The sequence below is a fragment of the Agromyces sp. Y575 genome, from assembly GCF_059445445.1.
This window is the reverse complement of sequence record NZ_JCAIUI010000001.1, coordinates 198,570-224,291: the sequence shown is the minus strand read 5'-3', so window position 1 is coordinate 224,291 and position 25,722 is coordinate 198,570. Positions and strand designations below refer to the sequence as shown.

The 25,722-nt window shown below is 62.5% G+C and carries 22 protein-coding genes; 11 read left to right on the top strand and 11 right to left on the bottom strand.

Going from position 1 to position 25,722, the window contains the following annotated elements; all coding sequences use genetic code 11:
• Positions 1–46: 46 nt before the first annotated feature.
• The 4 genes from AC1C2U_RS01115 to AC1C2U_RS01100 form a co-directional block, all read right to left on the bottom strand.
• Positions 47–1,039 carry a LacI family DNA-binding transcriptional regulator gene (locus tag AC1C2U_RS01115; protein ID WP_495359880.1) on the bottom strand — a complete coding sequence of 331 codons (993 nt, stop codon included), beginning with the start codon at positions 1,037–1,039 and terminating at the stop codon, positions 47–49.
• A 458-nt stretch (positions 1,040–1,497) separates the two neighbouring features.
• On the bottom strand, positions 1,498–1,665 hold the full coding sequence (locus AC1C2U_RS01110) for an aldehyde dehydrogenase family protein (RefSeq protein ID WP_495359879.1): 168 nt from the start codon (positions 1,663–1,665) through the stop codon (positions 1,498–1,500).
• A gap of 655 nt (positions 1,666–2,320) precedes the next feature.
• Positions 2,321–2,557 (bottom strand): hypothetical protein, encoded by a 237-nt coding sequence (locus AC1C2U_RS01105; protein WP_495359878.1) that lies wholly within the window; start codon positions 2,555–2,557, stop codon positions 2,321–2,323.
• A gap of 451 nt (positions 2,558–3,008) precedes the next feature.
• Positions 3,009–3,698, bottom strand: a complete 690-nt coding sequence (locus AC1C2U_RS01100) for a TetR/AcrR family transcriptional regulator (RefSeq protein WP_495359877.1) — start codon at positions 3,696–3,698, stop codon at positions 3,009–3,011.
• A gap of 97 nt (positions 3,699–3,795) precedes the next feature.
• Between AC1C2U_RS01100 and AC1C2U_RS01095 the strand changes: the two genes are divergently transcribed.
• From AC1C2U_RS01095 to AC1C2U_RS01085, 3 genes are read left to right on the top strand one after another with little or no spacing between them, the layout of a single operon-like run.
• Positions 3,796–4,728, top strand: coding sequence for an NADP-dependent oxidoreductase (locus tag AC1C2U_RS01095; protein ID WP_495359876.1), 933 nt, complete (start codon positions 3,796–3,798; stop codon positions 4,726–4,728).
• A gap of 57 nt (positions 4,729–4,785) precedes the next feature.
• The gene (locus tag AC1C2U_RS01090; RefSeq protein WP_495359875.1) at positions 4,786–5,805 is read left to right on the top strand and encodes an LLM class flavin-dependent oxidoreductase; all 1,020 of its coding nucleotides are present in this window, start codon (positions 4,786–4,788) and stop codon (positions 5,803–5,805) included.
• 30 nt (positions 5,806–5,835) lie between these two features.
• Positions 5,836–6,477 (top strand): NAD(P)-dependent oxidoreductase, encoded by a 642-nt coding sequence (locus tag AC1C2U_RS01085; RefSeq protein WP_495359874.1) that lies wholly within the window; start codon positions 5,836–5,838, stop codon positions 6,475–6,477.
• Positions 6,478–6,515: 38 nt separating this feature from the next.
• On the opposite strand, the gene AC1C2U_RS01080 is transcribed toward AC1C2U_RS01085, so the two are convergent.
• From AC1C2U_RS01080 to AC1C2U_RS01070, 3 genes are all read right to left on the bottom strand, one after another.
• Positions 6,516–7,172, bottom strand: coding sequence for a TetR/AcrR family transcriptional regulator (locus AC1C2U_RS01080; protein ID WP_495359873.1), 657 nt, complete (start codon positions 7,170–7,172; stop codon positions 6,516–6,518).
• A 98-nt stretch (positions 7,173–7,270) separates the two neighbouring features.
• Positions 7,271–7,681, bottom strand: a complete 411-nt coding sequence (locus tag AC1C2U_RS01075; RefSeq protein WP_495359872.1) for a RidA family protein — start codon at positions 7,679–7,681, stop codon at positions 7,271–7,273.
• 134 nt (positions 7,682–7,815) lie between these two features.
• On the bottom strand, positions 7,816–8,652 hold the full coding sequence (locus tag AC1C2U_RS01070) for a helix-turn-helix transcriptional regulator (protein WP_495359871.1): 837 nt from the start codon (positions 8,650–8,652) through the stop codon (positions 7,816–7,818).
• A 133-nt stretch (positions 8,653–8,785) separates the two neighbouring features.
• Here AC1C2U_RS01070 and AC1C2U_RS01065 point away from each other — a divergent pair, with 133 nt between their 5' ends.
• Both AC1C2U_RS01065 and AC1C2U_RS01060 read left to right on the top strand, forming a co-directional pair.
• Entirely contained in the window at positions 8,786–9,829 is a 1,044-nt protein-coding gene (locus AC1C2U_RS01065; protein WP_495359870.1) for an NAD(P)-dependent alcohol dehydrogenase, read from the top strand.
• Positions 9,830–9,910: 81 nt separating this feature from the next.
• Entirely contained in the window at positions 9,911–10,996 is a 1,086-nt protein-coding gene (locus AC1C2U_RS01060; protein ID WP_495359869.1) for an aldo/keto reductase, read from the top strand.
• 906 nt (positions 10,997–11,902) lie between these two features.
• On the opposite strand, the gene AC1C2U_RS01055 is transcribed toward AC1C2U_RS01060, so the two are convergent.
• Positions 11,903–15,208, bottom strand: coding sequence for a LamG-like jellyroll fold domain-containing protein (locus AC1C2U_RS01055; RefSeq protein ID WP_495359868.1), 3,306 nt, complete (start codon positions 15,206–15,208; stop codon positions 11,903–11,905).
• Positions 15,209–15,326: 118 nt separating this feature from the next.
• Here AC1C2U_RS01055 and AC1C2U_RS01050 point away from each other — a divergent pair, with 118 nt between their 5' ends.
• The 6 genes from AC1C2U_RS01050 to AC1C2U_RS01025 all read left to right on the top strand — a co-directional run bounded on the left by AC1C2U_RS01050 (position 15,327) and on the right by AC1C2U_RS01025 (position 23,119).
• A complete protein-coding gene (locus AC1C2U_RS01050; protein ID WP_495359867.1) occupies positions 15,327–16,325 on the top strand; it encodes a LacI family DNA-binding transcriptional regulator in 999 nt (332 codons plus the stop codon).
• A 202-nt stretch (positions 16,326–16,527) separates the two neighbouring features.
• Positions 16,528–17,766, top strand: coding sequence for an ABC transporter substrate-binding protein (locus tag AC1C2U_RS01045; protein ID WP_495359866.1), 1,239 nt, complete (start codon positions 16,528–16,530; stop codon positions 17,764–17,766).
• Between the two features lie 138 nt (positions 17,767–17,904).
• Positions 17,905–18,795, top strand: a complete 891-nt coding sequence (locus tag AC1C2U_RS01040) for a carbohydrate ABC transporter permease (protein WP_495359865.1) — start codon at positions 17,905–17,907, stop codon at positions 18,793–18,795.
• Positions 18,792–19,685 (top strand): carbohydrate ABC transporter permease, encoded by an 894-nt coding sequence (locus AC1C2U_RS01035; protein WP_495359864.1) that lies wholly within the window; start codon positions 18,792–18,794, stop codon positions 19,683–19,685. The genes AC1C2U_RS01040 and AC1C2U_RS01035 overlap by 4 nt, the downstream gene beginning before the upstream one ends.
• Positions 19,686–19,694: 9 nt before the next feature.
• Positions 19,695–21,371, top strand: coding sequence for a GH39 family glycosyl hydrolase (locus tag AC1C2U_RS01030; RefSeq protein ID WP_495359863.1), 1,677 nt, complete (start codon positions 19,695–19,697; stop codon positions 21,369–21,371).
• Positions 21,368–23,119, top strand: a complete 1,752-nt coding sequence (locus tag AC1C2U_RS01025) for a sugar-binding domain-containing protein (RefSeq protein ID WP_495359862.1) — start codon at positions 21,368–21,370, stop codon at positions 23,117–23,119. Before AC1C2U_RS01030 ends, AC1C2U_RS01025 begins: the two co-directional genes overlap by 4 nt.
• Positions 23,120–23,924: 805 nt before the next feature.
• On the opposite strand, the gene AC1C2U_RS01020 is transcribed toward AC1C2U_RS01025, so the two are convergent.
• The 3 genes from AC1C2U_RS01020 to AC1C2U_RS01010 all read right to left on the bottom strand — a co-directional run bounded on the left by AC1C2U_RS01020 (position 23,925) and on the right by AC1C2U_RS01010 (position 25,670).
• Positions 23,925–24,158 carry a hypothetical protein gene (locus AC1C2U_RS01020; protein ID WP_495359861.1) on the bottom strand — a complete coding sequence of 78 codons (234 nt, stop codon included), beginning with the start codon at positions 24,156–24,158 and terminating at the stop codon, positions 23,925–23,927.
• 6 nt (positions 24,159–24,164) lie between these two features.
• Positions 24,165–24,878 (bottom strand): hypothetical protein, encoded by a 714-nt coding sequence (locus AC1C2U_RS01015; protein ID WP_495359860.1) that lies wholly within the window; start codon positions 24,876–24,878, stop codon positions 24,165–24,167.
• A 195-nt stretch (positions 24,879–25,073) separates the two neighbouring features.
• Positions 25,074–25,670, bottom strand: coding sequence for a hypothetical protein (locus tag AC1C2U_RS01010; protein WP_495359859.1), 597 nt, complete (start codon positions 25,668–25,670; stop codon positions 25,074–25,076).
• Positions 25,671–25,722: the final 52 nt, after the last annotated feature.

The window sequence follows — 25,722 nt, the reverse complement described above, 5'->3', positions numbered from 1 at the left end:
CGCTCATGAGGCGCTCTACGGTTCGAGCGGCGCATTCACGGGCGCTTCACTTGGCTGGCGCGGGTCCCGTGGACTCACGCACCAGCAGGTGCGTGGGGATCAGGGACGTCGCGCTGCCACCAACGGTTCGCTCGCCGTTCAGCGCGGCAAGGAGCCGTGCGGCCGCCAGCCGACCCGCCTGCTGAGTGTCTCCCGCGATGGTTGTCAGCGGCGGATCGCAAAAGTCCGCTCCGAAGATGTCGTCGCAGCCGACGACACTGAGATTGCCTGGCACGGACACTCCGCGGCGCCGGAGGCGTTGGAGCACGCCGATCGCAAGCATGTCATTGAATGCCACGCAGGCGGTGGCGTCCGTCAGCAGCAGTGCATCGGCGGCACCAACGCCCCCAGCGAGGGTCGGCGGGTGGGGCCCGACGAGAATTGGCACCATGTCCTGCGAGAGGATCTGGCCTTCAAACTCCTTCCATCGCCAACGATTCTGCCAAGATTCGGGTGGACCGGAGATGAAGGCGACCGTCCGATGACCGAGCGCTTTCAGATGGTCGACGGCCTGTGTGAGGCCTATGCGGATGTCGATCAACACGCTGGGAATGTCGTCGTGCCTTCGGTTGATCACCGTTAACGGAAGCCGGGAGGCGGCCTCACGCAAGGCCTCCGAATCCAGACGAGTTGCAGACAGGATCACACCGTCCACCACACCTAGTAACTGTTCGAGCGTCTCGGACTCGGTGCGGCCCGACTCGCTGGTGTCGATGAGCAGTTGCATGTAACCGGCGCTCCGCAGCTGTTCCTGCGTCGAGCGGATGATGTCGAAGTAGAACGGGTTCGTCACGTCAGGAACGAGCAGCGCAACTAGGCCGCGTCGCTGGGCAGCGCGAGGGGCAACTGTATATCCCAGCTCCCGCGCCGCATCCATGATCCGTTGGCGGGTACTCTCGTTGATTCTTCCCGGGGTATTGAACGCCCGCGAGACGGTGGACGCAGCGACGCCGGCACGCGCGGCCACGTCTCGAGCGGTGACGCGAGTCCCCTCGACCATTGCTAACCCTCTTCCGACAACACTTGGCAATATTCTATCAATTGCCATGGTGGACGGTAACTAGGGGCAGCACGGCTTTCGTCATCGACACTCGCACTCAGGACTGCACGACCAGCGATACAAGCTGGTCTTGAGTGCGGAGCGCGCGCGTGGTGTCGATCTCGAGTGGCATTGCATGATGGTTGCACATCGGATGGTGTGCAAATCTCTCCCACGCTCTTCACCGCCAGGCGCCACAGGGCAAGGGTCCGAATCATAGACTCCGCCGAGAGGAGCGGGTCGTCGGAATACCAAAGTGGCGACGGCGATCGGCCGATCGCGATGTCGAACAGAAGAGCCGGTTCCCGTGGACGGAATGGGGCAACATCCGCTGCGCGCGCCTGCGCAAGCGTAGGAGGCTGAGGCCCTCACCGCCGACGCACCTGATCGATCGCCGAGCGAAAACAGCTCGAGGGCGGTCAACTCATCCGATGGCTCGCCGATCGAGCGCCTCGTCGAGGGTGCTCACCGATTGGCTCCCGCCTCCACTCACGTTGTGCCTCGACCGCGGAGGTCAGTGCGGCGTCGACGTCGGCGGCGGTGTGTTGCGAGAACTGTGCAACTTGCTCCCCCGTCGCTGGGTTCATCGAGTAGAACATCAGTGTTTTTCGGTGCTCGGTACGTGCTCGCTATGGTGCGGCGAGCGCGTTGACCTGATCGTGGGTAAGGGGACGAATGTCGCGGCCGTGAAGCAGTAGCAAAAGTTTCGCGGTTTCCTCGAGCTCTTCAATCGCGTCCATGGCGGAGGTCAGTGAGGCTCCTGCGACCGAACCGCGCCAAATCCGGGTACATGCCGTTAATGGCATCCGTGACCAATGGAGTTTGAGTTCCGAGGGCACCATATCGACCCGATATCCGAGCGTGTACGAAGCATCCACATTCCCAGATCAGAGGAGGAATCTCCCACCGTCAGCGTCCTCTAAGCGCTCCCCCGATTCTTGAGCGTTCCCTAGCATCTCCCTAGCAGGCCCCCTACGCCGGCCGTTCCGAAACGACGCGCCCGGGATGGATGATATCCGACTGTGTAGGCGACCGAAGCTTCGGAAATCGCGAATCCCTATGCACCTGTGGAGTCGCGACCGAACGCGAGCGATGCGCCACCGAACTCCCGCAGGACGAGTTGATCGTGGAATCGCTCGGGGACGACATCGGTCGGCTGGAGGGTCGATCCGTCGTCGGTAAGGATTGGGTAGCCCATGGCGATTGCGCCCGAGTTGATCGCGGCGAACGCGGCCTCTCGCGTCAGCGGATATAGATCGTGCGCAGATCAGTCTCACGCGGAGCGATCCAGTAGAACGAATCGGGGAACCAGAGTTGGGGTCGCTTGAGCAGCTTGAGCGCCAGGCGCTTGCCCCAGTCTGATCCGCCTGAGAGCCCGACCTGAAAGAGCATGGAGCCGAGCCCGAAACTCACGTGCGCGACGTAGTCGGCATCCTCATCGAGGCCCGTCGGGCCGTGGTGAACGCCTGCCGCTGCCACGTAGTGCTGCGAGTATCCGAAGTGCGCTCGGCAACCCTCCGGTGGCCGGCGAGTCTCGTAGGCGGTTCTGAATAGGTGGTCTGGCGCTCGCCCCTCCGGCGAGACGTGTGTGCGCAGCATCGCACGCACGACCGCCCAGAAGCCAAACTGCTCCATCGCTTCCGGGGTCGTGTGGAGAGACAACGCACAACGTAGCGACACTACGATCTCCAGCCGGACGGTCACTACTTAAGAAGGCGGGCGTTCGAGGAAAAGCGGTGGAGATCCTCGGCCTCTCGTAGGAACCGATCGATCCGCTTGCGGACGTCCGCTGACGGACCGCTCATAGGGCTTACGCATGCTTGCGGTCTCTCGAGGCCGGCACCACAAACGCTAATACCCCGACCTTCGACGTGACTTGGCGCACTGCGCCTGAGGCGTGAGAATCAGGCGCTTCCTGTGACTTGCAGCGCTAGATTGTGGTGGATTTGGCCGCAAATTGGCGCCGCCGCGGTGGGTGCGACTGAAGTTGGGCACCCGTTGCCTGACCGCGAGCCCAGACCGCCGGAGGCGCGGTTAGCAGGCCGGTAGCCGTCTGGAAGGACTGCAGCATGTAGTCACCAAAGCGCCGCCAGGCCTCGGGCGCAGCTCGATGCGTCCCACGCACCACGCCGGCGTTCGCGTGCTGCAGCATAAGGAGGTCGCTGTGGTCGAAGTCGGGACGGATCGCTCCGGCTGTGCGTGCCCGGTTGACGAGGCTGATCGATGCACGGAGCGCGCGCCGCACTTCAGCGTCAAACAACTCGCTGACCGTACCCGCTGACAGGATCACGTCGCTAAAGGCGAGATCGTTGGCCTGCTGCTCGAGGAGGAACAGCACCCAATCGCGAAACGCCTCCCAAGGCGTGCTTGCCGCCTGAGCTGCGGCTTCCTCGGTTCGGTCGGCGTATCGGCGCATCTTCTCTTCGAGCACGACGCTGACAAGTTCGTCGATGGAAGCGAAGCGGCGGTAGATCGTTCCTACGCCCACCCCCGCTTCAGCCGCGATGCGCTCGAGTGTCACAGCGGTTCCTTCCCGGGCGAATACCGATCCGGCCGCGCAGATGATCGCCTGCCGGTTGCGTTCGGCGTCGGCGCGGAGGGGCTTCGCAGTGTCCGGCATGGATTCATCCTAGCTATGCGGAATAGAAATTCCAGTTCGTGGTTGATCTATGCGGAGCGCATGTTCCACATCCGCAAGTTTATCGAAAGCAGGAATCATGAAGGTTTTCGCGTTGCACGACTATGACCTGGCACCCGAAGTGACCGAGGTTGCTCTCCCAGAACCTGCGGAGGGCGAGGTCCGCGTGCGCGTCCGCGCCGCATCGGTGAACGGGTTCGACCTGTCCGTCGCGAACGGCCACCTCAAGGGTGCGATGGAGCACAACTTCCCCGTGGTGCTCGGCAAGGACTTCGCTGGAGAAGTCGACGTCCTTGGCGCCGGTGTCGAGGGTTTCGCGACCGGCGACCGGGTGTTCGGTGTCGTAACGAAGTCGACCCTCGGCGACGGGTCAATCGGTGAGTACGTGACCGTTCCGGTTGCCGTCGGCATCGCCAAGCTCCCGGAGGGTGTCGACTTCACAGAGGCCGCGGCCCTGGGCCTGGCCGGCACCGCCGCCGTCGACGCGTTCGACGCCGCCAACCTGACCGAGGGCCAGAAGGTACTCATCGCCGGCGCAACCGGTGGTGTCGGCCAGCAGGCTCTCCAGCTCGCGGTCAAGGCGGGCGCCGAGGTCGTGGCCACGGCTTCTTCCGCGGAGGAGATCGAGCTGGTCACTCGGCTGGGCGCTGCGCACACGGTCGACTACAAGGGTGACGTAGCTGTTCAGGTCACCCAGATCTACCCGGATGGTTTCGACGCTGTTCTGCACTTCGCCGGCAACCCGCAGCCGCTGTTGCCCACGGTGAAGCAGGGCGGCACATTCGTGTCGACCATGCTCCGCACAGCCGAGGACGTTCCCGCCGAGGGCGTGCAGGTCGTCTCGATCTACGCATCCCCGTCGAGTGCGACGCTCGAGCGGGTCGCTCGTAACCAGGAGGAGCAGCACACCACCGTCACGGTGCAGCGAGTTTACGAACTGGACCAGGCCGGCGAGGCGTTCAGCGATTTCGCCGCCGGCACTCTCGGCAAGCTCGTCATCGCAATCAACTAACACTTCACCGCCGCGGGGACCGGATGGTCCCCGCGGCGGCGGGGAAGGGCAAAAGCAATGGAACTCGGCGTCTTCTCACTCTCCGATATCTACCCTGGCAGCCCCGATACTGCCGCCAGTCGAACCGACGACATCATCACGTACGGGCTACTCGCCGAGCAGCACGGCCTCGACGTCTACGGCATCGGCGAACATCACAGCCGCGCGTTCGCCGTGTCGTCACCCTCGGTCGTGCACGCCGCCATCGCTCGGGCCACCAGCCGCATCGCGCTGACCACCACCGCGACAGTCCTCACGGTCCTTGACCCGGTGCGGCTCTACCAGGATTTCGCGACCCTCGACCTGATCAGCCACGGCCGCGCCGAGATCGGCGCCGGCCGCAGCGCCTTTCGCGAACCCTTCGTGCTGTTCGGCCAAAATATGGCCGAGTACGACGAACTGTTCGCCGAAAAGCTCGATCTGCTGCTGCGTCTTCGCGACGAGGACAAGGTCACGTGGAACGGGCAGTACCGCCCGCCGTTGAACGAGGCGGCAGCGAACCCGCGGCACCTAGGCGAACTCCCGATCTGGGTCGCCGTCGGCGGCACCCCGTCATCCGCGCTCCGCGCCGGCCGGCTCGGCCTGCCGATGGTGCTCGGCCTCATCGGCGGAACCATTGATCACGCCAAACGCCTGATCGACCTCTACCGGGTTGCCGGCCGCGACGCCGGCCACTCCGACGACCGCCTGAAGGTCGGCATCACCAGCCACTTCTACGTCGGCGCCACCCAAGAGGAAGCGCTCGAGGAGTTCTACCCGTACTACCACCGGTACCTCTCCCCGGAGACGAACGGCGGCCGCGGCTTCTACGTCGACCGCCTCCAGATGAGGGAGCTCGCGGCCCGCCGAGGCGCGCTGATGGTCGGCGGACCCGCCCAGATCGCCGAGAAGATCCTTGACCTCAGCAGCGAACTCGGCGTGGACCGGTTCCTCGGCCAGGTCGACCTCGGTGGCATGCCGCAGCAGATGGTCCGCGACTCGATCCAGCGGTTCGGCGACATCGTCGCGCCCGCCGTCCGCCACGTCCTCACCAGCTAATCCCACCAGACACGAAAGGACCTCACTCTGATGAACGTCACCGTCTTCGGTGCCACCGGCGCGATCGGCTCCCTCACGGTAGCCGAGCTGCTCGCCAACGGACACACCGTCACCGCCTACGCCCGCAACATCTCCAAGATCCCCGCCGCGTGGGGAAACCGGTTGCGGATCGTGGTAGGGGAGATGTCGAACGCGAACGCAATCGATGAGGCCGTCTCGGGTGCTGACGCCGTGGTCAGCGCCCTCGGCCCCAGTATGGACAAGAACGCCACCGGCCTGCCCCTGGTCGAGGGCACCCGCCACATCCTCACAGCCATGAAGCAACACGGCGTCACCCGGATCATCGGCCAGGGCACTCCCAGCGTCGCCGACCCGGAAGAGAAGAAGACCGCCCAGACCCGTCTGGTGTCGTTCATGGGCCGCACGTTCCTCCGCCGCGCCTACGACGAGCTGGTCGGAATGAGCGACCTCATCACCCGCTCGGGCCTGGACTGGACGATCGTCCGATTCACCGCGCCGAAGGATGGCGAGAAGACCGGGACAGTACGCGCGGGATTCTACGGCACCAACACGATCGGGTTCCCCATCACCCGAGCCGACATTGCGGCGTTCACCGCCGCGCAGGTCGACTCCCGCGCCTACGTCAACCGCGCCCCTGCCATCAGCAACTGACCGGAACCAGCAGCTTCGCAGGAATCGCATCCCTCGGCCTACGCCCGAACCATGGCACGATTGAGATCCTTCGATGACGGTCCTGGCGGCATCTCGGGAAGCGGAGCGTCCGGAGTCGCGAACGCGCGCAGCATGTGACCGGCGAGGCGACTCGAAGCCCGCGAGGTCACCCGCCCGGTCGCGCTCACGACGCCGGCATTGGCAAGGAGGACGATGAACAGGTCTTCTGACTCGAAGTCGGGCCGCAGGTTCCCCCCGGCCTTCGCGTTTGCGATCAATTCAAGAAGGCTCGTGAGCGCGCGCTTGCGGAGTGCTTCGAGCTCAGGCGCCTGTGGGAACGTGATCGTCAGGACGTCTGCGAAGCCGCGGTCATTGGCCTGCATCGCGCACACAGCGACGATGTACTGGGTGAACCCCCGCCAGGGGTCGGGGTCTGCGAGGGCCTTCTCGGTAGCTGTGACGTAGTCGTTCATGTGTTCGGCGAAGACGGCGGCGACGAGTTCGGCTTTACTTCTGAACCGACGAGACAGCGTGGCCTTGCCAACGCCAGCCTCTCTCGCCACAGACGCCATGGAGATACTCAGGCCTTCTGCCGCGTAAAGACGGCGTGCGGCCTCCATGATCCGGTCGCGATTGCGCTCCGCGTCCGCACGGAGCGATCCGTCCACCTGCGGCGGCGAGACTGAATCTGCCATTCGCCCAGCCTAACAATCGGAACGAGTGACCCATTTCGGAGTCCCCGGTCGGCCCCGACGCCTGGGGACGCTTTTCGCGCATCCCCAGGCCATTACGGTCAGGCCGCGAGCGGGAGGTGGGCGACAAGCGCGATATCGATGAGCGCGCCGGGGTGGATGAGCTTCGGGGCGAGTGTGATGGAGCTGGCCGGCGGGTTATCCGTGTTGATGTACCGGTCGCGTACCTCGCCGAAGTCGTAGGCGTGATCGCTGAAAGACTCCTCAGCGAGGGTTTCGATCTTCACGACGTGCCGGAATTCAGCTCCGACCAGTTCAAGTTGAGCCTTGAGGTTCTCGAACACCTGGACAAGCTGCGCTTTCAGATCCCCAGGCCCAACGAGCGCCCCGTCCTTATCAAGCGCCATCTGCCCGGTGATAAAGACAAGCCTCCCGCCGGTCACCTCGACAACGTTGGAGAACCCGTGGGGCGTGCGTGAGAGGAAACGGGTCGATGCACTGCTGGTGTCCATGGTGATTCTCCAATCAAGAAGTGGACCGGTATGTCCACTTACCGCCAGTACCTTAAATGGTCCTGCCGTTCCATTTATCGTCGGCGCTGGCGCGGAGGAGAGTGTGGCGGGGTTGGCCCGTTTCTCTGACGTGGTTAGTTCGTTGCCCAGCTGGCGAGTAGGGCGAGTCTGTCGGCGTCGGTAGTGCCGGATTCGGCGCTGTAGGTGACGATCGATAGTCCGGGTTCGCCGGGGAGGTCGAACGCGTCGAAGGTGAGCAGGATCGGTCCGACTTCGGGGTGGTTGAAGGTCTTCTGACCGGTGCGGTGTTCGTGGACGTCGTGGTGCGCCCATTCAGCGCGGAACTGTGGGCTCCTCGTGGAGAGTTCTCCGATGAGGGCGGTGAGCTGTTCGTTAAGGGGATCGCGGCCGGCTTCCAGGCGAAGCATGGCGGCGTTCATGCGGCGGGCGAGGGGCCAGTCCGCGTAGAAGTCCGGTGCCCGGGAGTCGAGGAAGATGAAGCGGGCCATGTTCGGCTGGCCCGGGACATCGAAATGCGGTGCATAGAGGGCGCGGCCCAGATCGTTTGCGGCGATCATGTCTTGCTGAGCGTTGGTGACCACCGCGGGCACGGCCATGTTGTCGAGGACGCGCTGCACGGAGGAGCGCACCGCGGCTTCCCCGGTGCGTGGCGGCGCGGCGATTGGGAGTGGTGCACCTTGGGCGAGGTGGAACAGGTGTTCGCGTTCGGCGTCGTCGAGCTGAAGGGCGCGGGCGATCGCGTTCAGGACGCTGTCGGAGGCGCCGTGGATATTGCCGCGCTCGAGCCGGTTGTAGTAGTCGAGACTGACGCCAGCGAGCATCGCGACCTCTTCTCGGCGCAGTCCCGGCACGCGCCGCTCACCGCCGAAGTCGGGAAGGCCTGCCTTGGCTGTTGTGACGCGGGCGCGCCGCGAGATCAGAAACTCGCGAACTTCGTCCTTGCTGCTCATATCCCCAATCATCCTCCGTCACTTCGGGAAGTGGGGTGGCCTATGAGGGCCTCCCACCTGCCCGGACGGAAGGCGGAATCTTGATGGTGCCGGCCTTCGCCGGCTCATGCCTTCTGCACCACTAGGAGAACCGATGCTCACCGTCAACGCCTACGCCGCCACCTCGCCCACCGAACCGTTGGTTCCCACGACGATTCAACGTCGCGCTCTCGGACCGCACGACGTGCTGATCGACATCGCCTACGCCGGCATCTGCCACTCGGACATCCACACCGTCCGCGGCCACTGGGGACCCATCACCTACCCGCAGGTCGTCGGGCACGAGATCGTCGGCTTCGTCCGTGAGATCGGACCCGAGGTCACCCAGCACCAGGTCGGCGACCGCGTCGGTGTCGGCTGCGAATCGAATTCCTGCGGGCACTGCGAACAGTGCCTCAAAGGCGAAGAGGTGTACTGCCTCAACGGCAACGTGCAGACCTACGCCGGTGAAGACTATGACGGCACCATCACCCAGGGCGGCTACTCCCAGGCCACCGTCGTCAACGAGAACTTCGTCCTGAGGGTCCCGGAATCACTGCCGATCGAGAAAGTCGCACCACTGCTGTGCGCGGGCGTAACCCTGTACTCGCCGCTGAAGCACTGGAACGCCGGACCCGGCACGAAAGTGGCGATCGTCGGGATGGGTGGCATCGGCCACGTCGGCGTGAAACTCGCCCACGCACTCGGCGCGGAAGTCACCGTCCTGTCCCGCACCCTCTCGAAGGAACAGGACGGGCTCGCGCTCGGTGCCGACCACTATTACGCCACCGAAGATCCGCACACGTTTGAGAAGCTCGCCGGACAGTTCGACCTCATCCTGAACACCGTCTCCGCCAAGCTCGACATCGCCCAGTACGTTGATCTCCTCGCCGTCGACGGCACCCTTGTCCTGCTCGGCGCACCGTCGGAGGACATCAGCCTCCCCGCCATGCCCCTCATCGCGGGGCGCCGCTCGATCTCGGGCTCCGCGAACGGAGGCATCGCGGTCACCCAGGAAATGCTCGACTTCTGCGCCGAGCACAACGTCCTCCCCGAGACCGAACTCATCTCCGCCAACTACATCAACGAAGCTTACGAACGCGTCCTCGCCTCCGACGTGCGCTACCGATTCGTCATCGACGCCAAGAGCTTCGCCTGATCGCCCCAGTACTGGCCCCACACATCCCACGCCGGCCGGCCCAGTGACGCCTGCACGGCGTAGAAGGAAGGAAGAAGAATCATGAAGTATCGGTACCTCGGCGGATCAGGCCTGCGGGTCTCGGAGATTGCGCTCGGCACGATGTCTCTGGGCGGCAAGGGATTCTTCGAGCCCGTTGGCAACGGGGATGTCTCGGATGCCCGCCGTCTGCTCGACGTCGCGGCGGAGCATGGCGTCAACCTCATCGACACGGCCAACGGCTACTCGGACGGTCTCGCCGAAGAGATATTGGGAGAGGCGCTGTCCGGTCGTCGCGATGCCTTCCTCATCGCGACAAAGGGCCGCATGGCCGTTGGGTCCGGACCCAACGACTCCGGTCTGTCCAGGCACTACCTCATCCGAGCCGTGGAGGACAGTCTCCGTCGGCTCCGCACTGACCACATCGACCTGTACCAGGTCCACGAGTGGGACGGCATCACCCCCCTGGAGGAAACCCTCGAGGCGCTCGACACGCTGGTGCGGGCCGGGAAGATCCGTTACATAGGCAGCTCGAACTACTCGGGGTGGCAGCTCATGAAGGCACTTGGGATCTCGGAGCGCCGCGGTTTCCAGAAGTTCATCTCGCAGCAGATTCACTACACGCTCCAGGCCCGCGAAGCCGAGCACGAACTGGTGCCAGTCGCTCTTGACCAGAACATCGGCATCCTGGTGTGGAGCCCGCTCGCAGCGGGCCTGCTGACGGGCAAGTTCCGGCGCGGCCAGAAGGGTCCCGACGGTGCACGCCAGACCCTCGGATGGCCCGAGCCTCCGATTTACGACCGGGAGAAGCTGTTCGACATCATCGACGAGCTCGTCCGGGTAGGAGCGGACCGCGGGGTGTCCGCCGCCCAGATCGCTCTGGCCTGGCTCCTCGGTCGCCCTGGTGTCTCATCGTTGATCGTGGGTGCCCGCACCGTGGAGCAGTTCGAAGACAACCTCGCCGCGGTCGATCTCACGCTCACCGACGACGAGCGCCAGCGCCTGGATGATGTCAGCCTGCCGCCGCTGCCCTACCCGTACTGGCACCACGCCGAAGGCGCCGTGGATCGCCTCGGGCCAGCCGATCTGCCCGTCCTCGCCCCGTACCTGAAGCGGTGGTCACAGGCCGTACCCGCCTGGAAGAACTAGATCGCCAGCCCTCCTTACTGCTGCTCTTGTGTGCTGTCGCGCAAAGGATCCCGATCAGGCACCGACGGTGCTGCTGCGCGGCGCAACCACGAGCCCCGCGGTGCCGGCCGGTGTCCCAATACTCGTTGGATAAGCGTTGGATAAACGTGAACGCCGCCCGACGGCGCGAAGAATGACCGGAAAACCCCTGATCAAACAGCTATTCAGAAGCCCCGGCACTAGACCCGCGAATCAACTGGTCTCGGGTTCAAGTGCAGAATCGAAATCCCTGATCAAAAGGGTATTTCCACAATCCACGATCAGTCGAACCGCGCCAATCCGAGCACATGCCGTTCATGGTATCAAACCTTAAATACCAGATCAGGCATCATTTCCTACCCGTAGGGCGGACGGGACTTGAACCCGTGACCGATGGACTCTCCCAGGACTACTCCCCCAGATCTCGAACCTCGGCTATTGCTCGACTGATCTCGACATGATCGGGGATTTCTCGCCGATCCTGAAACTGCTGGGTTCAGACTACTCGGGATATCTCGGAGCGACTCGACAGGACTCGGATGGAATAAACGTTGGATAAACGTGAACGGTTCAAATCAACACCCCGCCCGTGGATGGGCGCGACCTGTCTTGAGTGGCCACACGGGTTCAGGCTATTTGCGTTCGCGGCACCCTTGAACGGACACTGACACTACTGCGGACGGATCATAGCTCTCGATGACGTGTTTGACGGATTAGAGCAACAGCACCCCGTCAGCGACTGATCCAGACCTATCATGACGGCAACGTCGGGGCGAAACGACAGGCCATCCGCCGCCATGAACTGCCGCCTGTGACTACTCGCGTGGACGCGAGCAGCCACACCCATCGCCGACTCTGCTTTGGCGACGGGTGGGGGGTGTGATGTCACTAGTTGCCTGCTCGGATACTGGTCAGCTCGGTGGAGCTGATTGCTCGGTTGTAGATTCGGACGTCATCGAGCGAGCCGTTGAAGAACTCGCTGGTGCCGTTGTAGCTGCCGAGGTACAGCCGATCAATGCCTGTGGCGTCTGGGCTGCAGGAGGTGTAGGTCACGGTTGTTCCACTCGCCGTGCCGCAGTATCCCGTTCCCACTGTGAGGGTTTGTGCTACCCCATCTACGAAGAGCTGCACCGTCTTGGCGGTCCCGTTGACCACTACAGCAACGTGGCGCCAGGCTCCGTTGTTGAACCCAGTGGGAGTGTTCATGCCCAGTGATTGACTCTGGTTGCCTCCAGCTCCGAGAGCGAAGGTGAAGCCGCCTCCGTTCATCGCGAGCAAGTATCCGTCCGTGTCTCCGTGGTTGCCCTTGCTTATAAGGCGCTGGAACGCGGTTCCGGTTGTCTTTGCATATGCGCTCAGCGTGAAGCTGCCGTTGCCGAAGTTGGCGAGGCCCGGGTTCCCGAGGTTGACACTGGTCGTGGATCCGTTCATGGTCAGCGCACCGCCGAGCTGTCCCGAACCGGTCCAGCTCGGGGCGGACACATAACCGTGATTCCGCTCGCCTGTTGCGTCAAGCGCTCGGGTGCCGGATCCGTCGTCGAGGAACCACCGTGCCACAGGCGCCCTGCCCTGCCCTGCCAACCCCCGTACATCCTTCTCGGTCAGCGGCCTGTTGTAGACGCGCGGCTCGTCGAGCGTCCCTGCGAAGAACTCGGAGGAGCCGTTATAGCTCCCGAGCGTCAGGTCACTTGAACTCGACGCGTTGGCATTCGAGCACGCCGAGATGCTTACCGTAGATCCGCTCGCGGTGCCGCAGTAGCCGCTGCCAACGGTGAGCGTCTGGGGCACTCCGTCGACAAATATCCTCACCGTCCCTGCCGTTCGGTCGACGGATACGGCAACGTGGTGCCATGCTCCGTCGTTGAGGCCAGCGGGGGTGTTGAGGCGGACAGACTGACTCTGATTACCACCAGCGCCGACCGCCAGAGTCAATGTGCCATTGCTCAAGGCGAGTGCATAGCCGTTCGTGTTTTCGAAATTGCCTTTGCTGACGAGCCGAGTGAAGCCTGTGCTCGTCGACTTGAACCACGTGCCGATGGAGAAGCTTCCGGTCCCGAAACTTGTCGAGGCTGAGTTGCCGGCGTTCACGGACGTGGAGGTGCCGTTGAATACGAGCCCGGTTCGCGTGATCGCCGCTGCTCGTGTCCCGTTGGCGATAGTCCCGGGGTTGCCGACACCTGAAGCGTCTATGGCAGTGATCCCGCTACCCTCGTCGAACTTCCATGAGCCGGCGATCCCATTCTCCACGGCCGAGGTGAACCGTGTGCCCGACCCAGAGTTCTGGAGGAGCCAGGTGATCTGGCTGCGTCCTGTCCAGTTGGCAGGTGCATAGGTGGCGTTGTCGATCGCGAAGTTGGCCATGTTCGGCAGTGCTACGACTTGAGTGGCCTGCGCAGCGGTTCCCCACGGGAACGGCGCACTGCGCGAGCTGTTAAACAGGTCCGCGCTCCCGTTGAATGGTCCGTGAAAGAGAACGCTCTTCGTATACGCGCTCCCTACCTGGTAGTCGATCCGAACGCACGCACAGCTGTTGGCATCCAGGTTCTGCAGCGTCCCGCCGACCTGGTTGCTGAAGTTCAGGCGAGCGGGAGTGTTGTCGATGGTCACTCCGACTTCTTCATCCGCCCAGGTTTCGGCTGCCATTCCTAGGTGCGCGGTCCATGTCTTGGGCTCGAAGTCGGCGTAGGACGTCTTGTAGCGGTCGGGTCGGTAGCTGAGATTGCGGACGAAGTCGCCGTTGTCTCGCTCCAAATTCGTCCCGATGCCAGTGTTGTCGTCGAATTCGAGATAGACGATGCCGTCGTTCGGGATCGTCCCAGTCCAGGTGCGTCCGGCTGTTGAGACGTTCGCGTGCGTTTCGGTGGGTACGAGCTGGTCTGAGGCGGGGTTGTCGCCGTAGCTGGCGTTGCTCGCGTCGACGCGATAGACGCGCAGCGTGCCGGTGGGGAACGCGATCCCATTGAGGGTTGCGTTGATGGTGTGGCTGGAACCGGACTTGTTCCACAGCACCATCCCGGCGCGATGGTCGTCCGAAGCGGCGAGTCCGTCGACGCCTGTGGACCCTGTGATGTTGAGCTCACGCCGCTCGGTGGGCAGCATGGAGTAGATCTTGTAGCCGTTGTAGACGGCCTTCCGGTAGCCGTCGATCGTGACCATGCCCGAGAAGTTGCCAAGACCACTGTCCATGAACTGGGCCCAGCTGATGCGGTCGAACGACGGCTGCGACAACACGTTCTTGTAATCTCGCAGCAGCGAGGACGCGAGTCCCGCCTTGTCCTGACTGCCTCCTTGAGGGTAGTTGATGGGGTACGAGTTGTATTCGTTCAGATGCAGTTCGGTGGTATTCAGATCTCGGCCGTTGAGGCGGCTCTTGAACTCGTCGAGGTAGCTGTTCATCAATGCCGGCTCATCACTGGCGTTAGACGGATACTGATGAAAGGAAACGAAGTCGAGGGGAAGGTCGTTGGTCTCGACATAATCGAGGAACGGCGTGATCCACGCGGTTCGGAAGGCGCTCGAGAGTCCTCCTACCACGGCATCTGGCGTCGCTTGGCGGATACCGTTCACCCCGTACTTGTACAGTTCGAAGTAGTCCGTCATCGATCCGTTGAAGAAGGTCCCGTCAAAATCCGGTTCGTTCCAGATCTCGTGGTATGCAAGTGGATTATCGGTCTGATCGAAGTGTGATGCCGTCGTGTTCGTGACCGATTGCCATGCGGGCAGGCTCGACGGCATGCTTCGCCAGTTGCCGCTGATCTGCAGTGGTGCCGGCTGATAGCCGTACGAGAAGTAGGGCGCTACCGCTCGGTCGTTGAGGTTACGCACGAATTGGTCTGGCTCCGCCCAGTTGTACGTGAGGTTGCTCGCGGTTCCGGACACCGGATCGTTGACGTAGCCACAGTTGGGATCTCCACCGAATCCTCCGTCGATGCGTAGATGTTCTGTGTCCAACTCGTTGATGAGATTGATGTCGCGGTTGTACCGGTCGACAGGCACCAGGCAGGAGTTGTAGAGAGCGAACTTCGACTTCACCAACGGGTAATTCACGGTAGTACCGAAGTTGGCGGTCACGGTGGCGGTGGCAGCGTACGCAGGGGATGCGCCTCCGTAGACGACCGCAGGCGCGATGAGGGCGACGGCGGCCGTCAACGCTGTCGGAAGCAGGCGTGTCTTCGACCTTGAGCGCTCCGGCATGAAATCCTCCTTGATAGTTTGCCACGTGGCACACCGGAAACTACCACGTGGCAGATATCCTCGTCTAGACAACAGCATTCCCTTCCGGGGGCGATCCATGACGACGAGAGGACGAACCATGGCGACACAGGCCGAAGTAGCAGAGCGCGCAGGAGTCTCACCCCGAACGGTCTCGAATGTCGTCAACGGATACCCGCACATCTCCCCTGACGTGTTGCAGCGCGTCCAAAAAGCAATCGACGAACTCGGCTATGCGCCGAGCCACGTCGCGCGGAGTCTCAGGCGGGGTCGCTCGGGCGTCATACAACTGGTCATTCCAGAACTCGACGTGCCCTACTTCGCTGAGCTTGCGCGTGGAATCGTGATCGCCGCCGAGGATCGAGGCTTGGCGGTCATGGTGCGCCAGACTCTCGGAGACGCTGCCGCTGAACGCGATGCACTTTACGGATCTGCCGCAGAGTACGCGGAGGGGACAATCTTGAGCCCTGTAGACGGCGCTCTCCGCTGGCTATCCGCGCGAAATCCGGCTAATCCGGTGGTGCTCATCGGGGAGACCGAGCATTCGGGGCGCTTTGACCACGTCGGCATCGACGATCGTCAGGCGGCCTACGACGCCACACTTCATCTCATCTCGCATGGACGAAGACGGATCGCTTTCGCTGGAAGCGACCCCCGGGACCGGCTCGTGATGTCCCGCAAACGCGAGCGCGGCTATCGCGCGGCCCTCGCCGACGCCGGGATCAGAATCGAGGAGGCATTGATCATTCCTACCCGCGCGTATCACCGCGAAGACGGGCAAGAAGCATTGGACCGCCTGCTCACCGTGGAGCCGCCGGACGCTGTCTTCTGCGCTACCGACCTCCTTGCACTTGGAATGATGAGGCGCGCCTTCGACCGAGGCCTAAAAGTCCCCGAAGACCTAGCAGTTGTCGGATTCGACGATCTCGAAGATGGGCGGTATGCCGTTCCCAGCCTCAGCACTGTCGCGCCGGATAAATCCATGATCGCTACCGCGGTAGTCGCCACCTTGGTGGCTCGAATCGAGGACCGATCGGGCGCGCCTTCCGACATCACCGTGGGGCACCGCATGGTCGTTCGGGAGAGTTCGGGCGGCTAGAGATTTGCCACGTGGCAGATCTTGGGGTAAGAATGTCCCATCTGCCACGTGGCAGATGTTGACAGTCCACCGATTCAAAGGAGATCCCGTGGGACACAGCACACGCTTGGCGGTGGCAACTGCCGCCGCCGGTCTGCTCCTAGCGATAGCCGGCTGTACTGCCGCCGGCAACGATTCGTCCGGCGAACAGACTGTAAGGGTCATGCTCTGGGGCAACGACGCCGACATCAGCTCGATCCAGGACGCCGCCGCCGGCTTCATTGAAGCCAACCCCGACATCAAGGTCGAGTTCGAGTCGGGCGATTGCGCGGTCGACTACGCCGCTTGCAAGACCCTCGTCGCCGGCGGCAATATGCCCGATGTTTTCGTCACCGGCAGTTGGAACTACTTCGAAGCCGCGAACGACGGGGTGTTGGCGGATCTCACCCCCTACTTCGACGACGGCGACATCTCGCGCGAGGACTTCACGCCTGCCGTCATTGACGGTCTTACCTCTCCCATCGATGACAAGATCTACGCGCTGCCGATGGGCTACAACGTCCAGTCGCTGTTCTACAACAAAGATATGTTCGCCGCCGCTGGCTTGGAGGAACCCGCGGCCGACGGCTCGTACACCTACGACGACCTACGCGAGTGGTCAGCGGTGCTGACACTGGACGCCAACGGCAACAACGCCCGCGATGCCGACTTCGACCCGAACAACATCATTCAGTACGGGTACTTCAACTTCGCGGCCGCTCCGATCGAACCAGGTTACGCACCGGTCCTCAAGGCCTTTGGCGGAGGAATCCTCGGCGGCGAACTGCGAGACGAGTGTGCGGCCGAGGACCCGGGAACGGTTGAGGGGTTCCAGTGGTTGCAGGATCTGATGTGGAAGGATCACTCGGCGATCACGCCGCAGTTGCAGCAGGAAGAGCCCGGCTTCACCCGATGGGTGCGAGGCCAGGTGGCGATGCAACAGGGCTCCCACGAGCAGGTTCTCGCCGTGCAACAGCAGAACCCGGATCTCAACTACAACGTTGCGGCCCTCCCGGAAGGCCCGGAGGGTAACGCGACCCTGTTCCAGATCCACACATGGGCGATGTACGAGGGGTCCGAGGTGAAGGACTCTGCATGGGAGTTTCTGAAGTACATGGCCACCGAGGGCTCCGGCAAACAGATGGGCCTGATCCCGGCATACCAGGATCGCGCGCTCGGCCAGGACTTCGCAGAGGCGCCGAATGAACCCAGCAACCTCGTCGCCGCACAGCTCGATCCAGCGGGATGGCCGCTTGCGTTCACGAATACTGACCCGTCGGCGGTGTGGGGTGCCGTTTCTAGCCAGGATGGAATCGGCCCCGCGCTCGAGGACATCATCATGAACCGAAAGTCTGCTGCCGAAGCGCTTTCCGGAATCTGCGAGACGCGCATCGACCCCATCCTCGAAGCAGCGGCAGGCTAGCAACCGATGGAACGTAACCGAGCGGTGCCCTCGCAGGAGCCGCCTATCACCCGGCGACGGAAGTCACGTGGAACGAAGCTCGCCCAACGTCAAGTGCGGACAGCCTACCTATTCGTGCTCCCGCAGATCTTCGGACTCGTGGCATTCACCGCCATTCCGCTCGTGGCATCGCTCGGTTACTCCTTCACGAACTGGGATTTGATTGCCCCCTCGCCCACGTTCATCGGACTAGAAAACTGGATCTATCTGTTCCAGGATCCGAGAGTTCCTACCGTGCTGCTGAACACCCTCAAGTTCATCGCGTTCGGCACCACAAGCTTTCTCATCTGTTCGCTCATCGCCGCACTGTTGGCGTACACACCTCGACGGTTCGTCGGTGTGTACCGGGCCGCGATCTTCCTCCCTTACGTCCTTTCGCAGATAGCGATCGGCGTGATCTGGCGGTGGATGTTCAACAGCCAGTCGGGGCCGGTGACGCTCGGAGTCGAGCTGCTCGGTTTCAACAGCCCGGACTGGTTGCTGGACCCGGCCACGGCGATGGCATCGATCGCTCTGGTCACAACATGGCAGACGATCGGGTTCGGCATGACCCTCTATATTGCGGCGCTTCAGGGCGTCCCGACAACCCTCGTCGAGGCGGCAACCATCGACGGCGCCAATTGGTGGCAAAGATTCCGCCACGTCACAATCCCGATGATCTCGCCGACCATCTTTTTCCTGATGATCACCTCGCTGATTGCAGCGCTCCAGTTGTTTGACCCGGTCGTGGCAATGACCTCTTCGACCTCCGGCCCGGCCACGGCCGGCGGCCCGTCCAACTCGACTCGGACAGTCGTGTTGTACATGTACAACCAGATGTTCAATTACAACGAAACCCTGTCGGGGCTCGGCTATGCCGCGACTCTTGCCTGGATGCTCGCACTGCTGACCTTTGCGATCACAGCGGCCCAGTTCGCGATCAGCCGTCGATGGGTCTATTACGCCGACGCAGCTCCGACCAAGACCGCGCGGCGGAAGGGAAAGCGATGACCACAGTGCTCAGCCCACCAACCTCCGCGAACTTGCGCGGCGAATATTCCGCCCGGGGGTTCGCCGGCAGACGCCGGACCGCGACCGTCGGGTATCACGCGCTCATGATCATCCTGGTCTTCGCCTACATCTTCCCGGCCCTGTGGGCGGTCTCGATGTCGCTGCGCACGGACGAGAACATGTTCCGAGCGGACCAGTTGATTCCTAACCCGATCACGCTCGAGCATTACGCGAACCTCATCACCGCCCTACCCGACCTTGGCCGATACTTCCTGAACACTCTCGTCATTGCTGTGGTGGGCACGGCCGGCACGCTTATCTCGAGCTCGCTTGCCGGGTACGCATTGGCCAGGTTCCGGTTTCCCGGACGGGGAGCGCTCCTGGTCACCCTGCTTCTCACGCTGATGGTGCCGGTTCAAGCGACACTCATCCCGCAGTACGTGATCTTTCGCGACCTCGGATGGTTGAACACACCGCTCCCGATCGTCGTTCCCATGCTCTTCGGGACCGCGTTCGCGAGCTTCTTCTTCCGGCAGTTCTTCTTGACGCTCCCACGCGAACTCGAGGACGCAGCCGCGGTCGATGGCGCAGGTCCCTGGCGAACCTTCTTTGCGATCATCGTGCCCCTCTCCGGCCCGGCCTATCTTGCCCTTGGCTTGCTGACGTTTGTCGGACTGTGGAACAGCTTCTACGTCAACGCTGTCTACCTGACCTCCCAAGACAGCTGGGTGCTCACCCAGGCACTTCAATCGCTGATGGGACGTTACACCGCTCAGTACGGCGAGATCATGGCCGGCGTGACCCTCGTCTCGCTGCCGATCATGATCGCCTACATCGTCTTCCAACGATGGATCGTGCGGGGAATCGCCATGACCGGCCTCGCCAACTAAAGGTTCATCATGAAAACACCTCGTACGCACGCGACCGTTTACATTGACGCCACCACCAACGGTGGTCCACCGCTCTCGAAAGACCGCATCGCGATCTACAACTCGGGACTGGTTCCTCTCGAGCGATACATCCGCGACCGCCCGCTCTACCAAGCCGTCGGTGCTGAGTCGCTTCGCATCGATCTCGGCTGGGGAGTCGAGTGGATGCCCCGCCAGCGGGAGGTCGTGCGGAAGACTGTTGAGCTCGATCCAACTTTCGACTTTGCAGAGACCGACCAGCTCGCAGCGTTCCTCAATGAGAGTGGGGTTCGCCCCTATTGGTCCTACTGCTACACCCCCACCGCTGCGCAGGGCGAGGCGGCGACGTGGATGGGCACGGGGACCTCGGACGCGCTCTGGGTCGACACGGTCCGGGAGTACGTCGCAGGGATGGAGCAGCGTCACGTGAGCGTCGGCTACCACGAGGTCTACAACGAGCCTGACCTTCGCGACGAACGCACCGGGGCACCACACTTCTACACAGGGGACCTCGACGACTACCTCACTCTCTACCGCGAGACCGCCCAAGCGATCCGAGAAGTGAACCCATGGGCGCGAATCGGTGGCCCCGCGCTAGCTGCAGCGTCTGTGAACTCGCATTGGATTCGTCGATTCCTGACAATGGTGCAAGACGAGGGCCTGCCACTCGACTTCTTGTCGTTCCATCACTATGGCCATTTCTCGGTGGATAACACGATCCGGAATGTGACCGACATCCTCGCGGAATTCGAGGGCTTCCCTTATCTCGAACTGCACCTCAACGAGTACAACGCTTTCACCATCGACTATCCGCGCGGCGGCCTGCAGGATCAGCACTTCATGGCCTCCGCATTCGCCGCCGATATCCCCCGCCTCCTCGAGAACCGCGCACTCACACGGACGCACTGGGCTCAGTTCCAAGACAGTGGACATGGGAACTTCTCAGGGATGATCGACATCGACGGGAATCCGAAGCCAATCTTCCATGTGTATGAGTTCTATCAAGCAATGCCGCGCGATCGTTCACGAGTAGACATTGACGGACCGGCAGGAGTGGGCGCCGTTGCCTCCGCCGACTCATCGGGCGCGGCCGCCATCGTATGGAACCGTGCTCAAGACAACGTCACGCTGACCATCGACCAGAACTGGCCCGCTGACGATGTAGAGGTGACGATCCTCGACTCGCGAGGCAGGAGCTCCCGACCCTGGGACGGTGAACTCGCGCTTGAGATGGGAGCTGTAGCGCTACTTTCTGCCGCCCACCCCGTCACGCCGTCTGCGCGACGATGCACGGCTCTGCTGCCCCGCCACGGCATGGAAGGCGAGTGGATCGACGTCGACGAACAATCCGGTCGCATCGACATTTCCACGGGCGCGAACGGGCACCACAACCGAGCAATCGTCATCGACACCGACGATTCGCGGCTCGCTAGCGCTCGATGGAAAGTGGAGAGTCACGCCGAAGAGACCAACGCCGTGGTGCACGTGAGCGAAACCAACGATCGGATCTCGGCGACCACGCAGATATCTGGTCGGCCGGTTGCAGTTCAGAATTCCATTCCCACGCCTCCCCGTCCACGCCAGCCCGGATTCACCCGTTTCGCCGTCTCAATTTGTCCCGCCAACGGGCCCGAGCGCCTGACCATCACTCCCGAGGAGCGCACTTGATCCCCGCCCACTATCCCCGTCCCCAGCTGGCCCGCGCCGACTGGACCTCGCTCGACGGCGACTGGCTGCTAGTTGAGGACGGCGCCGAGTCGGGCGCGGACAGCGGCTACTTCGATGAGCACCCGATCTGGACACAGGCCCAGCGAATCGTCGTGCCTTACCCTCCTGAATCCACAGAATCCACAATCGGCCGCGACGTTACCGACGTCCTCTGGTATCGCCGATCATTCGAGCTCACGCTCGCCCCCGGCCGCCGAGCGCTCCTCCACTTCGAAGCGGTCGACTTCGTCGCGGATGTCTGGCTCAATGGTGACCACATCGGAACGCATGAGGGCGGCCAGACACGTTTCTCTTTCGACATCACGCCGTACCTAAATCAGAGTGGCGGCCAACTCCTCACGGTTCGAACCCTGGATCGAGCTCATGATCTTGGACAACCTCGCGGAAAGCAGGATTGGACCGACGACCCTCACGTGATCTGGTACCGGCGTACCTCCGGCATCTGGCGCTCCGTGTGGTGGGAGGATGTTCCGGCCACACACATCAAGAGTGTTGGACTGACCACTGGTTCGGACTTCTCCTTGGTGGCCGCTGTCGAACTTGCGGGTGATTGGCGAGGATCCCGCCTCGACATCGTCGTAAAGCACGACGGCCGCGTGCTGAGCCAGTCAACGCACCGCATGCTGGCCCCCAACTGGCGTGGCGACCTTCAGCTCCAGCAGCCCACGTTGCACATCGAACCCGAAACGCTCCTCTGGTCCCCCGAGCACCCCACACTTCTCGACATCGAGATGCAGTTGAGCGCCGACAACGGCGACATGGATGACGTAGCCTCCTACGCCGGGCTGCGCTCGATCAGCGCCGACGACCGCCACATCCTGCTCAACAACCATCCATACTTCCTGCGATTGGTGCTCGAACAGGGCTACTGGCCACAAACACACCTCGCATCCCCGTCAGGTGAAGCGCTGCGTGCTGAAGCCTTGCTCATCAAGCAGCTCGGCTTCAATGGACTGCGCGTACATCAGAAGGTGGCGGACCCGAGATTTCTTCGACACTGCGACGAAATCGGACTGATCGTCTGGGCGGATTCCGCCGCCGCATACGAATTCAGTGAGAACGCGCTGCGGCGGTCCACGCAAGAGTGGATTCAGATCGTTGAGCGCGACAGAAGCCATCCGTGCATCGCCGCATGGGTACCGTTCAACGAAAGCTGGGGCATCCCCCAACTGGAGACGGACCCGCGACAACGCTCCGCCGTCAGAGCACTGCACTCGCTGATACGTGCGCTTGATCCCACCCGGCTAGTCATGGGGAATGACGGGTGGGAGTACACCGACGGCGATGTCATCGGTGTACACGACTATTCACACGAACCAGCCGTTCTCCGCGAGAGGTACGGCTCCGTCGATTCCGTGCGCACCACCGTTTGTACCGGACGCTCGGGTGGCCGTCGGCTCTCACTGGACGGCGATGCAACCCCACACAAACCCGTACTACTCAGCGAATTTGGCGGTATCAACCTGACCCGCCGTACAGAAGCTTGGACTGGCTACGGGGCCGCGCAGAACGGTGACGATTACGTAGACAAGTTGCGCGCTCTCGTGGAAGAAGTCCGGACCGCAGGGTTCGCTGGGTACTGCTACACCCAACTGACCGACACCGCACAGGAGCAGAACGGCCTTCTTGACGAGAATCGTGCACCCAAAGTGCCGATCGACACGCTCGCCGGTATTTTCGGCAGCTGAGAAGCTCCATACGGATCACCTGGAGGATGGCAAGAATGAAGAACGCCCACCTACGGGCGCCCTCGCCACGTCGTGAATCGGCCTGGGTTTCGTTCCTATCGGTTTCCCTGTCCGGCGGTCGCCGGGTGGGCTGATTCCTGGTCAGCGTAATACGCCTGCTCGACCTCGACCTCGACCTCGACCTCGGCCGTGGGAGCTCATGCCGATTTCGCCATGAGCACCTACACCTCGCAATGATCAAAGAGGCCCTAATGCCGTCCGCTTCAACCGAGTCCAGCCACGATCTGTCGAGGACACTCGTGCACCATCTGCACGGACGAACTCTTGGGCCAAATGCCTCCCGCAGCATACCGAACTCGGCGATTAAACCTCAGATGAGAAGGCATTTGTAGGGCGGACGGGACTTGAACCCGTGACCGATGGACTCTCCCGGGACTACTCCCCCGGATCTCGAATCTCGGCTATTGCTCGACTGATCTCGATATGATCGGGGATTTCTCGCCGATCCTGAATCTGCATACTTCAGACTACTCGGGTTACCTCGGAGCGCCTGGGCCGGGCTCGGTTCGAATAAACGTTGGATAAACGTGAACGGTTCAAATGCCGACCATGCGCCCGCGACTCGACCCCGCGTCCGCGCTCTCACCCCTGGCACGTTGCATGATCGCGGAGCGCCGCACAACAAATCAAGAGTCACCCCAGCCTTCAGCGGCCCCGAGCTCGGGCGACACCCGCCGTAGTCGCGATCGTGACCGCGTGCGGTCCCGCACCGGCACCGTGCCTGTACCCCGAGCTGTACTACTGATCAAAACGGCGTCCCGAGGCTTCCCTGCGGCAGCCAGGTGACTTCCCAGCCGTCCTCAGTCACGCCAAGTTCCAACTCAGCCACGTCGGCGAACCAGAAGTCTGCAATCGTCTCCAGAGCTCCAGGCTGACCATCGCAGATCAGCGCAATGATCGACCCGCTCTCGTCCTCCTCGGCGACCAAGAATTTGCCGTTATAGGGGCCGGCGGTGAACCGCGCGTCTCTTCGGATCATCGCCCCTCACCGTCCGAAATCGAGTGGGACGTGGTTGTTAACGATCGGCTTGCGCCCGCCATGCTCATAGATCTCAAAGTGCACATGCCCGGGCTTCGGCGCATGTCCACCCGTAATCGAGCCATTGTCCATCCGGAACTGCAGCCGGCCATCAGCGGAACGGAAGACGCCGCTCCCGGGCCTTCCGATCTCAGTGTAACCGTCGCCAAGCCAGCGGATACCAGCATCCAGCGCTTCGTCTTGAGATAAGTCGAGCGCGCTCGTCAGGTTCGGCGCGCCGGAGTGGCCGGTGGTCTCGTCGAAGACATCGTCAATCACGCTCCGCGCACTGCCGGTGTCTGCGGCGGCCCTCACGCCCTTTCCGGCCGTCGCAAACCACCCGGCGAACGGGACCATGGCACCGGCGCTGAGTCCTGCACAAAAGTAGTCACTCTCAGATAGGCACCACAGCGCGTTCGCTCCGTCGGCGAACTCGCCAACTCCGGGAATCAATCCGATGAAGTCCAACGACCCGTGGGCCATCTCCCTGAGATTGCTCAGATTCGGGGCGTAGCAGGTGTCGGTGGCGACGCACGGATTCGAGGGCGTGACGTAGGGCACGATGTCGGTCTGGAGGTTCCGGGCCGCCTTGTACGCGTTGGTAACTCGGGCCTGATCCGCGGCGACTGCCTCCGCCTGATGCGCATTTGTAATCCAGGACGTCGAGGAATTGTTGTTCACGTCCGTGACACGCAACCCGGTGGGATCCGCACGGCTTACTGGGTTGCTGTTTGCGTAGGCGTACGCGTTCCACTGTTGCGGATCGGTCAGATCAAGCAGCGGGTCGTCGGACTCCTAGAGTCGACTCAGCCAACGGGATTCGCCCCCATTGCTGAGGATCTGCACTGTCCCGTTTCGAGACAAGACGGATTCTCGCTACGCCATTGCGTTGACTGCATCAAAGAACTCAACGAATCTCTGCTCCTCGATAGCCCCCGCGTCAAACTCCATGGGCTTGCCTTGAACGAGTACGATCTCGACGCGATCCTTCTGTATCGCGCGAGTTGCGTAGGTGAACATCACCGCGGACGGACTTACTCGATGCCGCCCATATCCAGCACGCTGGAAGCCGACAACCACGTGCTGGCGATACTCGACGGACGTCGGCGCACTGACCGCGAAGTCCCACCGCAGATTGTTGTGTAACTCAATGACGGCTTGCCCGAGATAGAGCCCTATATCCATCGCAATCGAGCGCCACTCAAGCGAGGGCCATGCCCCCGCCCGATCAGCCCGCACATTTCTGAGGAACCAGTCATTCAACTCCTGAAGATCCGCTCGCTCATGACCTGTGGGCAGCTCATTGCGTCGTAGAAAATCCTCAAAAGCCGAAACCCGATCAGGGATCGCGCTGAGAAACCGCCGATACTCTGCGCGAGCCACTGGACCGCTCGTGCTCACCCACTGATCCGGGCGATAGTTCACCGCATCGTAGGAGCCGAAATCTGGGGAACTCAACCGTCCAGTCGCCATGGAATTTTCATCTCGTTTAGTAGAAGCGTGACACTGGGGCTTGGGCCGATTG